The sequence below is a fragment of the Streptomyces sp. NPDC058955 genome (assembly GCF_042741435.1).
In the GTDB taxonomy this organism is placed as follows: domain Bacteria; phylum Actinomycetota; class Actinomycetes; order Streptomycetales; family Streptomycetaceae; genus Streptomyces.
This window is the reverse complement of the sequence record NZ_JBHYKM010000132.1, coordinates 5,560-20,402: the sequence shown is the minus strand read 5'-3', so window position 1 is coordinate 20,402 and position 14,843 is coordinate 5,560. Positions and strand designations below refer to the sequence as shown.

At 69.3% G+C, this 14,843-nt stretch carries 10 protein-coding genes; 6 read left to right on the top strand and 4 right to left on the bottom strand.

The window, feature by feature from the left end; genetic code table 11:
* Positions 1-423 precede the first annotated feature (423 nt).
* Positions 424-1,980, top strand: coding sequence for a serine/threonine protein kinase (locus tag ACFW1I_RS33185; protein ID WP_384676931.1), 1,557 nt, complete (start codon positions 424-426; stop codon positions 1,978-1,980).
* A gap of 414 nt (positions 1,981-2,394) precedes the next feature.
* Here ACFW1I_RS33185 and ACFW1I_RS33180 read toward each other — a convergent pair whose 3' ends face one another.
* Positions 2,395-6,120: a hypothetical protein gene (locus ACFW1I_RS33180; RefSeq protein ID WP_384676929.1), complete on the bottom strand. Its 3,726-nt coding sequence runs from the start codon at positions 6,118-6,120 to the stop codon at positions 2,395-2,397.
* Positions 6,121-6,290: 170 nt separating this feature from the next.
* Between ACFW1I_RS33180 and ACFW1I_RS33175 the strand changes: the two genes are divergently transcribed.
* The gene (locus ACFW1I_RS33175) at positions 6,291-6,470 is read left to right on the top strand and encodes a hypothetical protein (RefSeq protein ID WP_384676928.1); all 180 of its coding nucleotides are present in this window, start codon (positions 6,291-6,293) and stop codon (positions 6,468-6,470) included.
* Between the two features lie 576 nt (positions 6,471-7,046).
* Positions 7,047-7,574: a hypothetical protein gene (locus ACFW1I_RS33170; RefSeq protein ID WP_384676926.1), complete on the top strand. Its 528-nt coding sequence runs from the start codon at positions 7,047-7,049 to the stop codon at positions 7,572-7,574.
* A 10-nt stretch (positions 7,575-7,584) separates the two neighbouring features.
* Here the strand turns inward: ACFW1I_RS33170 and ACFW1I_RS33165 are convergent, their stop codons facing one another.
* Positions 7,585-7,908 carry a hypothetical protein gene (locus ACFW1I_RS33165; protein WP_384676924.1) on the bottom strand — a complete coding sequence of 108 codons (324 nt, stop codon included), beginning with the start codon at positions 7,906-7,908 and terminating at the stop codon, positions 7,585-7,587.
* A 157-nt stretch (positions 7,909-8,065) separates the two neighbouring features.
* Here ACFW1I_RS33165 and ACFW1I_RS33160 point away from each other — a divergent pair, with 157 nt between their 5' ends.
* Positions 8,066-8,224, top strand: coding sequence for a hypothetical protein (locus tag ACFW1I_RS33160; RefSeq protein WP_384676922.1), 159 nt, complete (start codon positions 8,066-8,068; stop codon positions 8,222-8,224).
* A gap of 1,374 nt (positions 8,225-9,598) precedes the next feature.
* Here the strand turns inward: ACFW1I_RS33160 and ACFW1I_RS33155 are convergent.
* Complete coding sequence (locus ACFW1I_RS33155; RefSeq protein WP_384676920.1) at positions 9,599-10,831, bottom strand: hypothetical protein; 1,233 nt, start codon at positions 10,829-10,831, stop codon at positions 9,599-9,601.
* Between the two features lie 852 nt (positions 10,832-11,683).
* On the opposite strand from ACFW1I_RS33155, the gene ACFW1I_RS33150 reads away from it, so the two are divergent.
* Positions 11,684-12,319 carry a GNAT family N-acetyltransferase gene (locus ACFW1I_RS33150; protein ID WP_384676918.1) on the top strand — a complete coding sequence of 212 codons (636 nt, stop codon included), beginning with the start codon at positions 11,684-11,686 and terminating at the stop codon, positions 12,317-12,319.
* A 292-nt stretch (positions 12,320-12,611) separates the two neighbouring features.
* Positions 12,612-12,770, top strand: a complete 159-nt coding sequence (locus ACFW1I_RS33145) for a hypothetical protein (RefSeq protein WP_383674694.1) — start codon at positions 12,612-12,614, stop codon at positions 12,768-12,770.
* Between the two features lie 368 nt (positions 12,771-13,138).
* Here ACFW1I_RS33145 and ACFW1I_RS33140 read toward each other — a convergent pair whose 3' ends face one another.
* On the bottom strand, positions 13,139-14,734 hold the full coding sequence (locus ACFW1I_RS33140; RefSeq protein ID WP_384676916.1) for a HEAT repeat domain-containing protein: 1,596 nt from the start codon (positions 14,732-14,734) through the stop codon (positions 13,139-13,141).
* Positions 14,735-14,843 lie beyond the last annotated feature (109 nt).

The following is a 14,843-nucleotide window of genomic DNA, read 5'->3' as shown; positions in this document are numbered from 1 at the left end:
ACCTCATGACCCGACGCCTCACCCAACAGAACACACCCAACTGGCGCGACACCTGACCACAAGCGAAACAGACAACCGAGAATCAAACGCTCACTTAACCTTGGATTTATCCTCGACCGGGCCGTTGGAAAGGGGTGGCCGCACGCCGTGTCCTTCGGTCACGGAGACGTCCTGGGCCAGGGAGCCTTGGCCACGGGCTGTCGGAGCCCGGTGCTCCCGAAGCAGTTCCTCCTGCGGCATCTCCAGCCAGACATGCTCCACATGAACGGATGACCGTCCGTTCGGGGGTGGCACGTAAGATCCATCGCCATACGCCCGGCCAGAGAGGGAACCCACGTGACTGCCCGCATTCTGCCTGCGCTTGCCGGGGACCCGGCGCGCGTGGGTCCTTACCGAATAGTGGGCCGCCTGGGAACCGGGGGGATGGGGACCGTCTACGCCGCTCTGGATACTGACGGTGATCGTCTGGCCGTGAAGGTCGTCCATCCGGCTCAGGCCTGTGACGAGGAGTTCCGTGCCAGGTTCCGGCGTGAGGTGGCGCTGACAAGCCGGGTGAGCGGGCCGTGTCTCGTGCCGGTGGTCGCGGCCGACTGTGAAGCCGAGCGTCCCTGGCTTGCCACCCCCTACATACCGGGTTCGACGCTGCAGCAGCACATTGCCGCGCACGGCCCGCTACGGGGTGCCGTGCTTCTCGCGCTCGCCGCCGGCGCCGCCGCCGCTTTGGCTTCGGTCCATGCGGCCGGTGTGATTCACCGTGACATCAAGCCGGGCAACGTGGTCCTCTCCCCCAGCGGGCCTCGTCTTCTCGACTTCGGGATTGCACACGCCTTTGACGGGACCTCGGTCACCCGGACGGGGATGCTGACCGGCACGCCGGGCTGGATCAGCCCCGAGCAGTACCGCACGGGCAGCGTCGGACCTGAGTCCGATGTCTTCGCCTGGGGTGCGCTCGTCGCCTATGCCGGGACCGGTCGTCACCCGTTCGGAACCGGAGCTCCAGACACTGTCGCCTTCCGTGTGATGTCGCAGGATCCCGATCTCGCGGGCCTGCCTGAAGCCCTTGCTCTCCTCGTGGCGGATGCGATGTCGAAAGAGGCAGGTGACCGCCCCACGGCAACGTGTCTGAGCAGTGCCTGCAGAGCTCTACTCGCCGAGGAGAACACACAGATCCTGGCCCAGGACGATTCAGCACCCGTGCCGCCCGACGGCCTGGATTCCGTTCACTGGACTCTGCCGGCCGTTCCCGAAGAGACCTGGCCGACCGGCAGAGGCCAGGGCCGGGCGCGCAAAGCCGGATACATCGCCGCAGCCGCGGCCGCCGTTCTGGCCATTGCCGCCACGGCCGTCTACGCGTCCACAGCCTTGGGACGGCAGGCGCCTTCGGCTGCCGCGGCGTCCGCACTCCCGTCTGCTTCACCATCGGTGTCCTCTACGCCCGCCACCCCCTCTTCCGCTCCCCCCGCAAGTTCTGTGCCCCCGGCACGTACTGCAGCAGCCGTCACTGCGGCCAGCAGTCCCACCGCCACCACACCGAAGGCCACCGTTACTGCGACGGCCGAACCTCAGCCCGCCTACACGCGCAGCGACTACGCTCAGCCCACCATCACAGAGTGGTCGGCCGCCCGCGATGCGATGACCTCCTCCGAACGCGGCATCGCCGCATCCATCAACAAAGAACTCCAGGGGTTCCTTCGCGACGAGTGGGCACTGCCTGAGGGAGTACAGGTGACGTTCAACCCTGAGGCCCAGACCATGTTCCTCACTGTCGGCCCCTCGACCACAGTGTGGGAGAACGGCGGCGACTACACAGACCTACACCGCAGCATGATGTACACCGGCTGCAGCCTCGGCAACGAGAAAATGCGCACCGACATCACCTGGCCCTACGGACGAGTGGTCGTTGTCTACCGCGAATCCATGGCAAACCCCGTGATCGCCAGCTTTCGCGAAGTCACCAACGGCATGAACTGCCGCGTCTGACAAGGCTGCATTGCTCCACTTGGCGTGAGCGCCCGCCTCGCACTTTCGGTCGTTGCCGATCCGACAGGCCGGCGGCCGAGCGACGTACGGCGTTGGTTTCAGTGGGCTGTCGCCTGTAGGCACCGAACCCTTCGGCTTCTCGTGACTGCCGATCGGGCGGTGCCACGTGAGTGCTGGCTCCCTGCGGCGAAACCGTAGTCGTGCCCGGTGGCCGGGCGGACCCTTGCTGGCGCGGTCCACTCCGATGGGCTATGTCTTCACAGGATGCTGACGAGTTGCTTCGGTCCTCACAGGGCCCGTCCTGTGCACTCTCGCAGGTCCCCCGCAGAGGTTCCACCGGCCGTCAGACGCTCACGGACGGCACACTCGACCTCACGACAGCCGCTGGCGAACGAAGTGGACTCCTGTTATCCGTCAAAGGCCAAGGTGGGCGGAAGCCAGTGCGTGGATCCGCTGGACCGCCGCCGGGGCCAGGCGTGCCAGCACGGGCAGGGCCTGGTGCCAGTCCTCCCCGGTGGTCAGGGCCCGGCGCGCGAAGGATTGGGCAGCCCGCATGACGGGTGCTTCCTCATCAAGGGCGGCATCACCTGGTAGGCGCATCAGGGCAAGGGCGCGCAGCAGCGGTAGATGCGGGTGCGGGACGAGCGTCTCGTAGGTGGTCGGCAAAGGGGCCGGAACTCGCGTGATGTGGCCGGCCAAGGCGGCGTACGTGCTCGCGCGCAGGGAGGGGGCGTCTATTGTCTCAGCGACCCGCTGGGCGTGATCGAGGTCGCCCATCGCGGCCCGGACCAGCGCGGCACTGGCCTGGGCCCTTTCGTAGGGATCGTTTTCCCATTCGGACAGGCTGGACCTCGTCAGCCGGACAAGAATGCGGGTCTGTTCTTCCGTGGCCCCGGCGGGGTGCAGCAGGGCCCAGATCAGACGGTTCTCTGGTTGCCACTGGCCGGGCGGCGCACTCGGTGAGAGCCCTGCCGCGTATACGGCTTCCAGGATCCGGCCACGGCACCCAGGATCGGAGTCCGGCACCAGAGGCAGAAGTTCGGCCAAGGCCTGCAGAAGACGCGCCGTGTCATGAGCCCAGTCCTGGGTGATTTTCTCTCGTCTCTGGTCAATGCGGCGCGCGACTGCGGCTGGTTCATGGTTCCGCAGCCCCTTCATAACAGCGAACCAACCGCGGAAGAGCTCTTTTCTCTGATGCGGGCTTTGCACCCTGCTGGAGTTCGGGGAGCCTGTCCGGGTGAAGAGGTCCTGGGCGGCCTGAGTGTCTCCGGCGTGGGCAAGAGCCTGTGCCGCAAGGATTCTTTCGGCCACAGCGGAGTCGCGTAGCGTCTCTGCTTCCTGGGCGGCCTGACGGGCCAGACGGAGTGCTGGAGCGAAGGCCCCGGTCTCCGCGCTGGCCATGGCGGCGGAGGCGTAGGCTCGTGCGCGGTCGGCTGAGTCGCTGAGCAGGCCGATGAGCTGGTCTGCGGCGTTTTCCGCGTTGGAGGTGCCGTCGGCCGCCAGAGCCCCGGCCAGCAGCACCAGCCAGCGGACACCGCCTGTCCGTCTTGCGGCTGCGGCGTGACGCCGCAGAGCTGCTTCCAGCCGCTTGCGGGCTTCCTCGCTTCTGCCGCATTCGGCCAGTTCCAATGCCTCCTGAGCCAGGTGTGCGGCGGAGGGGGCGTCGTCCTGATCGCGGTCCTCGTCGATGCCAGCAAATTTGAAGTCGAACTCGATGGGGTCGGTGAGGGCCTCTTGCGGAACGTCCGCGCGTAGCTTCTCGGCTTCGGCCGGGCGGCCGGTGTCGGTCAGCGCCTGGACCACCAGGTCGAGGGTGGTCGCAAGCATGGGGTCGTAGCCGGCCCCGCCAGGTGCTTGCAGCATGGCGGCCAGCTCTGCGCGAGCCTGCTCGGCAAGTTCGGCGGCCGCTTCGGGCCTGTATGTGATCAGCGCCGTCGACGCCGCGGCTCGCTGGCCCGGGCTGGCGTCCTGGGCTGCGCCATGGGCATGGATCAGATCGCATACGCGCTCGACCCTGTCGGGGGCGGCACGGATGATCTCCGTCCAAACATGGACGGCTGATTCGGGATCTTCCGGAGGAGCATGCCAGGGGTGCACGTGCTCGGCCCGCTGTTCGGCCTCGTCCCACAACTTCTCCGCGAGTTGTGGATCATGCGGAAGGCAGGCGGCTGCCGCGTCAAGATAGTCCCAGGCATCGCACGCGGCCGCCTGCAGCAGGTCCATCGCCGTTTCCGGCTGGCCCGACTCGATGAGTGCACAGGCGGCTGCGGCACCGCTCTCGGCCACATCGATACCGCCGTGCTGCGAGTCTGCTTCACGCAGTGCAGTACGTGCCCAGGTCTCTGCCTCGCGGGCCAGGCGACGAGCCTCGTCCCGGGCTTTCCAGTCGCCCGAGGCGGACAGTGTCCGGGCGGTGTCGGCGAGCGCGTAAGCCCTGCCTGCCGGGCCCGGGGAGGCCAGCGCAAGGCTTTGGGCACGGGGAACATCACCGAGGCGGGCGAGGGCTCGGGAAACCGCGCGGGGCAGGGGGCATGCCGCGGCGGAGATCAGGTCGCGGGAGGCGGCCACCGCAGCCAGGATTTCGAGATCGGCGGGACTGTCGCCAGTAACAGCCTCGGCGGCCCGGTCAAGATCTTGCAGGGCAATGTCCGCGGCGGCGGTGGCAACGAGACGCTGCTGCCGCCTCGCGTCGAGAGCGTAGGCGGTCAGTCGTGCCGTGTCGCCGGTCCGCTGGAGGAGGCCGCCACAGTGGTGCAGGAGATAGGGCGGGGTTTCCTCCGGCCAGCCTTTCGCATGCCAGTCGTCGGCCCAGACGCACAGACGCTCCTCGTATGGAGCAATGTCACCGAGTTCCTCAAGGGCGGCTACGAGCAGTTCCTTGTGGCCAAGGACGTAGGCGCGGTCCGAGGAGAGAAGGGTGTGATCGTAGGCCAGGCTGCGACCGGTGATGGAACGAAGCGGTTTTTCGACGTCGCGCACGGTCACGGTAGGCGCCGTCATGTTGAGCAGCTTGGCCAGGTCCTTGGTCCGTAGCCCGCCCCTCGCCGCAGCGAGGAACCCGACGATTTCGATACCGACAATCTTGTCTTCGATGAGGCGGTCGAGTTCCCGCGTCGCCGTGACCCTCGCGGCCTTGGCCGCGGGAACTTCGGATAGCTGCCGGACGATGGACGGGTCACGCAGCGGGTGGGGGTCCGGCACATCGCGCGGTACAGCCGGGTTGGGCCGGCCGGTGACCACGACCCGAAGGTTCGACGGAGGGTTCGCAGGAAGCAGCGCCGCAATGGTGCGGCCACCAGGCCTGGCGCCCTCGTCCTCGTCGAGCCCGTCGACGACCAGGAGCAGCGTCCGTCCGCGGGAACCGGCAGCCTCAGCAGCTGCAGAGAGCAGCTCGTAAAAGCGTTCCAGGGACTGCCCGCGAGCCCGGATCTTCTGTCCAGCCACTACGGCCAACTGTCTGATCACGGAGTCCAGGAAGGAGGCTCGGTCGTTTTCGCCCTGCCAGTCGGCGATGAAGTAGCCGACCACGTCCACATCCACGGGCCGCTTGCGCAGTACGAACCAGGCCAGGAGCGCGGACTTCCCCGTCCAGGGTCCGGCCTGCCACCAGGTGTATGTGCGAGCCTGAGGGCTTCGGTCCGTGGCGAACGCCGCGAGCTCGGCGAGCTCGGCCTCCCGGTCCCGGAGCCCGTCAGGCAGACGGATACCCTCGGCCAGGCACTGGTGTCCCGGGAGCACGAACTCCGGCTCCGGAGCGGGAGAATGATCCACCACGGCAGTGCTGCGAGGCCGTCCGCCGCGTTGGGTGGATCCTTCATCCTGTGCGTCCCGCAGCAGCTGCCGCCACCCCTCCGGGCTGCGCCCGCGGTGACCGGGGTCGCGCCGCTGCGCGTGTAACTCCAGGTCCGCGGTGAGCAGCACGATGTACTCGGTCAACGTGGGGCCGGGTGCTTCGGGACCGCGTGCACCATCGAAGATCATCCAGGCACTCAGGCGCTTCTCGGACACTTCAATGCCGTGCCGCCTGCCGAGCGAGACGAGCTTCCTGAGCCCGACCTCCCGCCCGCCCGCAGCCTCGTAGAGCTCCTTCAGCGCCTTCGCGAAATTCCGTCGCTTCGACCTGTCGACTATCGCCCCCACCCCCTTGCCCCGATCCGCAGGAAACCGCCGGGAAACTCGTTAAACCCTTACTGAGCAGGCTACTTGGCTCTTCTGTCCGGCATCGCAGATCGCCGGAAACCCACTGGACGTCAGACGGTGTCACTCGTTCGGCGAGCACGCCGGACGACGCCTTACGGAAGAGGAATGCCATGTCCGCCCTGCCAGCTCTGCTCACCGACGCGACCGCGACCGCTGCCGCTCTCTCCCTCATCTACGCCACGGCCGTGGCCACCGCGGCCGCCGCGGCGGTTCTGTCCCGTGACCCGGATCGCCGTCGTGACGCCCGCACCACGCTGAGCATCCTGCTCGGCCGGAGTGGAAACCGCTGAACGTCGGCCACTTCGCGACAGGCGGGCGACCAGGCCCCGCGTCGCGTGACCGACAAGGCGAGATCCAGACTGCAGAACGCCTGCACGACAGCCAACGGGCCGCGCCGGGACGCGGCCCGTCGGCCCGGCACGGAGCCCGGATGTCAGCAGATGGTCGCGCCGACGCGGTGAGGGACGGGCCGCAAAGGCGGTGAGTGCCTTGAGACGGCGTGAGACAGGTCCCCTCTGCAGGTACGCGGCGGATCGCGAAGGCACTGGGCATCCGCCCGAGCCTGGCCACGCCATCGGCTGTGGGCCCGTGCGCCGCGCACCGGACGCAGCCTGATCCGTCACCTGCGTGGTGTGCGAGGCCGGAGGCTACAGCCATCTGATTCCTCGGCACGTTCTGCGGCGGCGCCATCGGTCTGCTTACCGGCGCACTGCCTTGTGAAAGGCCGGGTTGAGGCCCTCTGGAACAGGTCCGTGCCAGTGGCCGGCATGTGGTGCGTGACCGGCGACGCTTGCTCAGTGCCCGTTGGTGTGCACAAGCGAGTGGAGGAGAAGGGCACAGTCGGAGCCATGGATGCGGGCACGTGAATGGGGGCGTTCGTGGAGAGGGCTGCAGGCAACTCGGCGGCAGAAGGCCTGGAGAAGGTGCAGCGGCTGCAGTGCGCCACCGCGGTGCTGGTGGTTGAGCTACAGCGTGCGGATGGAAAAGCGACTGCTGTGTGCGGTGCCGCTGGCGGGTTCTTGACAGCCAGCGTGGCGTTGTTGGGTGGCCTTGAGGAGAAGCCATGGGGCTCGTCTGCGGCGCTGTTCTTGGCGTCGGTGTCGCTGGCGGTCGCGGTGGGCGTGGCGTTGTGGGCTCTACGTCCCGTGCTTCCGCGGGTTGGTTCGCCTGAAGCGTTGCTCGGTGTGCGGCGGGGGGACGATATCGGGCCGGTGGTCGCGTCGATTGCCGGGTTGAGTGTCACGGAGCAACTGCGCCTGGAGGAGGCGCGGCTGGCTGTGCTCGCTGGTCTGGCACGACGGAAGTTCCGGGCGGTTTGCGTGGCGGTGGACCTGGTTGTCGCTGCGCTGACGATGGCTGGAATGGGACTGTTGTTGCTGTATGTAATGGCCTGAGAGCATCCGGTCAGGACTGACGGTACGCCTGGGGGGGGCCGGTCGCGTCGCGTTCGACCGCGGCTTCCTTCTGCAGGGCACGCCACCATGGCAGGCCGCGCACGGCCACCCCCGATTTCCGTGCTCGGGCCTCGAGCAGCTGGACCAGCAGCGCGAACGAGGCGTCCGCCTCGGGGACGTTCGTGCCCTTGAACCAGTTGCTGAGCTTGCTCCTCTTCAGCTTCAGGCCCTGCTTCGTCGCCTGGCTCTCAATCTGGGTGTACGTCAGGCCCGAGGCGGCCTTCAGCTTCCGCAGCTCTTCGGCCAGCCGGTCACGCGCCGACGTCTCCCCCATGGGTCTCCCTGTTCAGTCCGAACCCTCGCTGAACACTATCTTCACCCGCTCCAGCCTGGCCTGACACCCGGTTCAAGGGTTCAGGGCCGTCGCTGAACACCCCTGCGCCTTGGCTTCCTTGCGGTCGTCAGCACGACTACGACCGAGGGAGCAGGAGATGGCGGAGAACACGAAGCAGGCACGGGAGCAGCAGGCGGCTGGACGCCGGATCGTCCGGATGGCGAAGAAGCTGGGCGAGTGGGTTGTCCAGGGGGCCGCCTCCGGGGTCGTGCGGGAGGTGATGCGGTACGCCCTGGACCTGTGGGCGCCGATGTGAGCCGCCCAGGGTGTCGGCAAGGTGCGGGCTCGTCGTCACCGGATTCGGCGGGTATCTCCGCGCTGGTAGCGGTCTGTGATCTCGGACAGGTATCTGCATCCGTCCCTCGCAGGGGTGATGGCTTAGGCGGGTCTGCCGGTGTGAATGAACCTGCGGTGTCAGGGCCGGCCTCACCCTGCGAGGCCGATGCCGACTCGGGCCTGCCGAGTGTGTGGCAGGCCCGAGCCAGCTCTGTCGGGCGGTGAGCGTCTCGGTCAGGCGGGTGGCGAGGTCCGCTGCGGCCGAGGCGAAGCGGACGGCTTCTTGCAGGGTGAACATGCAGTCGGCGTCGGTGAGTTCGTCTTCGTCGGGAATGTCGGCGGCGTCGCGCAGGGTGCGCATGGCCGCCGCTGCGAGAGCGGCGACGGGGTCGGTGGTGGTGTACACCCGCTCCCACATCTGTCGTGGGGTGAGCCAGCCGTCCGCTCTCACCCCGTAGATCGCCGCGTTGCAGATGTGGCTGTGGCCGACAAGCTTGTCGAGAACGTCCGCGGCCGCGCGCAGCAGCTCGGGGGTTCCCTGCTGGTCGGCGGCCGCCTCCAGTACCAGGTGGACTGCCTGGACGAGGGGCGCGTCGTGGACGGTGACCTCGCCGTCGTGATGCTCGCGCATCGCCTTGCGTGCCTGGGAGTAGCTGGTGGTGTCGGTCTCCGGCGTCTTGATCAGGATCCAGGACAGTTCATGGGCTTTCAGCGCCCAGGCCAGGGCGGCGTCGACACAACGGGCGGCGTTGTCTGCGTCGGGGCCCAGGTCCAGGCGCAGGCACGCGGCGAGCAGGTTCGAGGTGAGCGGGCTCTTTGCGAGGCCGGCGCGGGGCGGCGGTCGCTTCTCGGAGCAGTGCGGTGTACTTGCCGCCGGTAGCTTTCTGGGCGCGGCGTGCCCGCTGGGCGGGGCGGGACTGGTTGCGTGGCATGGCGGTTGTCTCTCCGGGCATCCCGCGCTTGCCCGCAGTGGTGCGGGTGGGTGTCGCGGGCCCGGGTGGGGACCTTAGCCGTCAGGGCTGTCCCCGGCGCGGGCGGGGATACAGCGGCGGCGATTGGCGGTGCGCGTCCTGCCGAGCGGCATCGTAGCGGTCTGCGCCGACCGTCGTCGGGCGCTTCGGCGTTTCCCCACGATGCAGGGCCTCACGAGGTGAGCGGCACGTGGACCTTCACACCCCGCGAGGCTCCTATACGCTGAGCCGGGGGCGACACCTGGCACGTGCGGGGGCTCCGGCCGCCCCGCCAGTGCGTGTCGGCCCGGTCGACGGCACGGGCCCATGCCCTGGCAGGCTGAGGCGCTTGTGGCCCTGTGCTGTGTCCCGTCAAGGGGCCGGGGAAGATGAGAACTCACAGATCAGGGTGTCGTTCCAGGTGGCGTGCGCTGTCCGTGCGCGTGGCTGAGCAGGTATAGGGCCGCCTGGAGGATGAGTGCGACGTGATGCTTGGGCGGAGTGCCGGTCAGGCCGTGGAGGATGTCGTTGCGCAGGTTCATTCCGCGGTCAGGATCGACCAAGAGGAGTTCCAGCGCCTTGCTCCAGTCCGCCGGGTACCCGGCCTTCGGCATGCTCTGAAGGAGTCCGCCCATCAGGTCGACGCCACCGGGACTCTGTCCTCGAGCCACGGAGATGACAGGGACCTGGGGGCGTAGAAGCTGGCGGAGGATCTGTTCGACCTGGGGCAGTGCCACGCACGCCGCGGCGTCGAATTCCTCCAGCCAGTAGTAGCAGAAGGCCTGGGCGAGGGTCCGCGCGCGAGGCTCGGGCAGCACGGTCTCGTGTGCCAGAGCGGCGGTCATTTCGGACTCGTCGGGCCGGAAGCGCTCGTGGATGCGGTCGAGCTGGATTGCGGTCAGGATCCCGAAAAGCCCGAGGCCGCGGACCTGCATCGCCACGGCGAGGTCGTCGTCGGCTTCGACGGGCGGACGGACGAAGACCGGTCCAGCTGGGTTGATGCGCGAGCGCGGGATCCGCAGCAGGCCCTCGAGCGCGCCGTCGGCCTCGGCCTCGGCCTGCGCGCGCATCACCGGGTGAACGTCCTCCACGGTGAGCCAGAGCGCGGTCCGCAGATCCGGGGCGGCATCGACCTGGGCCTGCTGCCAGACGACCACCGCGGGCGGGATGGTGCCCCCGGTGCGGACGGAAGTCCACTCCGGCGTGGTCTGCTGCAGGGCCATCTCGGCGCGGGCCCGCAGGTCGGGCAGTCCCCGCTTGTTCGCCTCGGTCGCTGCCTGCGTCAGGAAGTACAGGCGGCGGTTCCCTGCATCGGCGGTATCGGCGGCGTCGAGGAGAGTATGGACCACGGCGGTGTCGATCTCCGCGTGGCGGCTTGGGGGCGCCACCTTGCGCAGCGCTTCGAGGAAGCCGAGCCGGACCTCCACGTCGCGGGCGAAGAGGCTGGCCGCCCGTTCGGCGAGGTCCGCGACATCGCACCCCAGGGTCTGCAGTGTTTCCAGGACGACCAGCAGGGACCGTCCCTCGTCCTCGGTACCGGCCAGGAGGCGCTCGGCGAGGGCGCGGGCGTCCTTGGCCGCGCGTTCACGCAGGTCGGTCTGCTTGAACTTGAGGGACAGCTCCCCGGCCCTCTTCATGCACTGGGCGGCCCGCGGCCACCTGTGGCCATCCTCGGCGGCCAACAGCAGCTGCGCCGCGTCGAGGTAACCGGCGGCCGCGCCGCGGACGTGGTCGGGCCTACGGCCGTGGCCGGCGTCGAGCAGCAGATGATGCAGGTGGCACGGAGAAAAGGGTCATCCACGTGGTCTGCGTACAAGCTCCAGATCTCCACCTGAGCTGGCGCGTGCGGAGCCGGCGGCGTCGCCTGCCCCTTCTTCCGGGCCTTCGCCGCCTCAGAGGGCCGACGGTACAGGGCCGTGACCAGCGCGTCCCGGTGTGCGATGGCCGTGTCCGAGCCGACGTCCGTGGCCTTGAGGGTCAGCGCGGTGGCCGGGTTGGAGACGGCGTCCTTCGCCGCCGTCGTAAGCGCGGTCAGCACGCTCGGCTCGATCTGGGACACGGGGCCTCGCTTTCGTCACCAGCAGTATCGGAGCAACCAGGGTCCGCGCGCACTGGCTTTCGTGCGCCTGGCGGCCCAGCAACCCAGGTGCCATAGGCCAGAGTGGGGTATCGGCGTCGAAAGCAACCTGCACTGCCGCACCTTGCACCGGCTCGGCCGAGACACCCGCCCGACCACCTGAAGTCACCCGGGCCGGCAAGGCTCCGCAGAGACGTCAAGCCGCCCGCGAGGCGGGGGCAAGGCAGCCTGGAGCCCGCAAGGCGAAAGAAACGCGTCATCGTTCCCGCGCTCAGCGGCGTGATGACCGCTTTAGGCCCTCATCGTCGAGCGACCTCTTGGCCTACTGGTAGCTGTGTTGCCGCGCCGGCCCTCACAGATGCGTGCCTGGCTGGTGGGGCCGCATGGCCTACTTCAGACCGAGAGGACGCTCGTGGGACGCAACAAGCCTGGCAAGCCCCGACGCCGCCGCCCCGACGAACTGCCCGACAACATCCAGATTAGAGAGACCCGGCCCGGGGAGGGCAAGACGTTCACCGAGCTCGCCGCGCTCGCCATGGAAGGACACGGCGACTTCGACGACCGCGAGGCCATGTGCGAAACCATCGACGCAGCAGGGCCCTTCATCAGCCAGTTCGGCGCCGGACGGTTCGTCTTCCTGGTCGCCGAACACACGCCCACCGCGCGCATCGTCGGCGTCTCCTCCAGCATCCCGCCCCTGTCCGTCCTCGGGGGCATGGAACGGGACGGGGCAGACCCCGTGTCCCTGGGAGCTACCGCTATGGCTTACGCCAAGCTTCGGGCCCTGGCCGTCGCAGACGACTACCGGCGCCAGGGCATCGCCTCCGCCCTAATCGCCAGAGCCATGGCAATCCACCGTGAGCACCGAGCGTTCTTCATGTACGGGCAGTTCACCGCCGAAGACACCACCCTGGCCCGGTTCTACCGGCGCCACGGCTTCACCATCCACGCCCCGGGCGAGCCGGTCATCCTTCCCGGCAGTTCCAGGTACCGCGATGTCGGCGCCTCGCCGCTTCCCGGCGAGCAGATGTTCTCGCGCTCGATCTGACCCCGAAGGCCCGACCACCTCCCCGCTCCTTGAAGGGGGCGGTCGGCATGTTCTGCGCCGGCCACCGCCCTGTGTACGCGGGTGGCCGGCGGTCGGTCGCCTCTGCCCGCTCGAGCTGTCGGTCCCTGCTGGCAGACTCCCCCTTCAGGCCGCCCGCCGCCGGCGTCGGTTCCCGCATCCAGGGGTTGAGACCATGAGCAGCAGCCCGGCAGACCTCCACGCGTGGTGCTACGGCCACGGGCGCGCCCCTGTCTTCGCGGCGGGCACGACGCCCTGATGCAGTGCGGCCTGGGTGGGGTTCGTCGCCGCTTCCGCCGGTCAGGCCCTGGAGGCCAGGCAGGCCGCCTACGGCGACGCGCGGTTCTTCGACCAGCTTTCCGCGGATCGCCAGCTGGAGGTCATCGAGATCTGCGCGGCCCGGACCGAGAAGCCGGCGGAGCCGGAGATCTGACGTTGGCGGCCGCCCCCGGCGGTCACGGGCCCGCCGGGACGCGGCCGGGACGCGGCTGGGCGGTCACCGTCGGCAGCGCGGCCGGCTGAGACGTGTCAGGGGGTCTGCCGCTGCGGGGCGGGCCTCCTGCGACTGCGCCGGGGGATGAGCGTCAGTCCCAGTCGGGCTCGTCGGTGGTCCCCCACCCGACGTCGCGCTACTGGGCGCCTCTGCCGTCCGTCGTACCCCAGCCGATGTCCTGGGCCACGGTCTCTCCTCGTGGTGCGCGTGTGGCGCTTCCTTGCGTCCTTGCGTCGGTGAAGTGACCGTATGCGCAGGTCGCGTGCCGATCCAGACCTGCGGGCCCTGCACACCGGTGCGGCCGGGCCCTATTCCCCTCTTGCCGGTGCCGGGTCCGGAAGGTCTGTCAGGCGCGTGAGGATGGCACGGCAGGTGTGCTCGACCTCGAGGTCGAAAGCGACGGCGCCTGACCACATCTGGTCGCCGCGATGGGGCTGCGCAAGGGCGGCCTGGATCTGGGGCAGGGCGGGGCGCGCGGCCGGGCCCATGCGGTTGAGGCAGGCGACGACGTCACGTGCGGTGGAGTCGTTGTCCTTCCAGGCGGCCAGCAGCGCCGGCACGACGGTGCCGGCCTCGCTCACGCCGCCTATGTCCCACAGGGCGGATGCGACGTGGACGAGGGTCCACGAGTCGTTCAGCACGGCCGAGCCGTTCTGCTCGTTGCGTGCGTTCTGCTCGACCCGCACGTTCAGGATCTGCCGCAGGCGCGGCAGTACTGCTGCGGCGCCTGGGCCGATCCGGCCGGCGAGGCCGATCGCGTCGAAGTTCCGGTGGCCGTCGAGGAGGTGTTCCAGCAGCGGCACGACGCTCTCGGGGCGGCGTTCGAGTTCCCAGACGGCGCCCGCCGCAGCGGTGCGCACGGAGACATCGTCTGCGTCGGTGAGGGGGCTGACGGCGTCCAGGGCGGATGCGGCGCGGGGACCGAACGACGCGAGTGCCTTCAGGACAGGCTCGGCGGTGCGCCATTGCTTGTGCCGGACGGCGGCTCGGACGGCCTCGGCGAGTGCGGGTACGGCTGCCGGATCCCCGAGCTTGGCAAGGGCGCAGGCGAGCGTCACAGGGCTGACATCGGGCCACTCCCGGGAGTGGTCGACGTCGGCGAGGCGCCGGATCAGCCGGGGCGTGAGTTCCGCGGCGCACTGAGGCAGATAACCCACCGCGCCCATGGCGCGCCAGGAATCGGTGTCGGTGTCCAGCGCGACAAGCAGGCTGGGCAGGGCCCTCTCGTCCTTGAGCGCGGCCAGCGCCACGACGGCCAGCTGGTGGGCTCGGCGCACGGCACGATGCGGGCTCGCCCACGCATCCGGCCGGTGGGTGGTGCGGTGGGCGGTGACGTAGGCGGCGAGGGCTTCGCGGGCCGGTTCGGCAAGGGCGGCGAGGGAGCCGAGCGCCTCGGCCGCGGCCGCGGCGGTGTAGGAGTCGTCCGGGAGCAGGCAGTCGCCGATGAGCCGCACCAGGCCGGTGTGATCGCCCCGCCAGGAGATGATCAGACTGCGTGCCATGTCGATGGCGTCGTAGCGGGTACCCGGGTCCGGGCTGTACAGCTGCTCGGTGAGCAGAGCCGTGCGGTCTTCGACACGCGCGCCCAGGGCCGTGTGGAAAGCCATCAGCAAAGGGGTGGTGGCGGCGTGGATGCGGCCGTGCCGTTCGAGGTCGGCGAAGGCGGCCGCGACGTGCCCGGGGACGTTCGGGTCGGGTTCGGGCTCGGCCTCGCACGCACACGGACGGGACGGATTCCGTTCCCCCTGCTCGTCCTCCTTGGGCCGGGGTTCGGGGGCGACCTGGCGGAGCAGTTTGATCGCGGTCGGCACCGTCTGGTCGTCGATGGAGTCGGGAGCGCAGCGGGCCCGGTGGACGAGCGCCGCCAGACGGGTGTCCGGATCGGTCGTATCGCTGTCGGCCAACGCATCCAGCCATTGCCCCCCCGGCGCCCCCGGCCCCCGCCCAGCGGTGGGCCGGGGGGCCATAGGGCCGCCCCCCCACACACACACAGCGGGCGCCAGCACGAGCGTC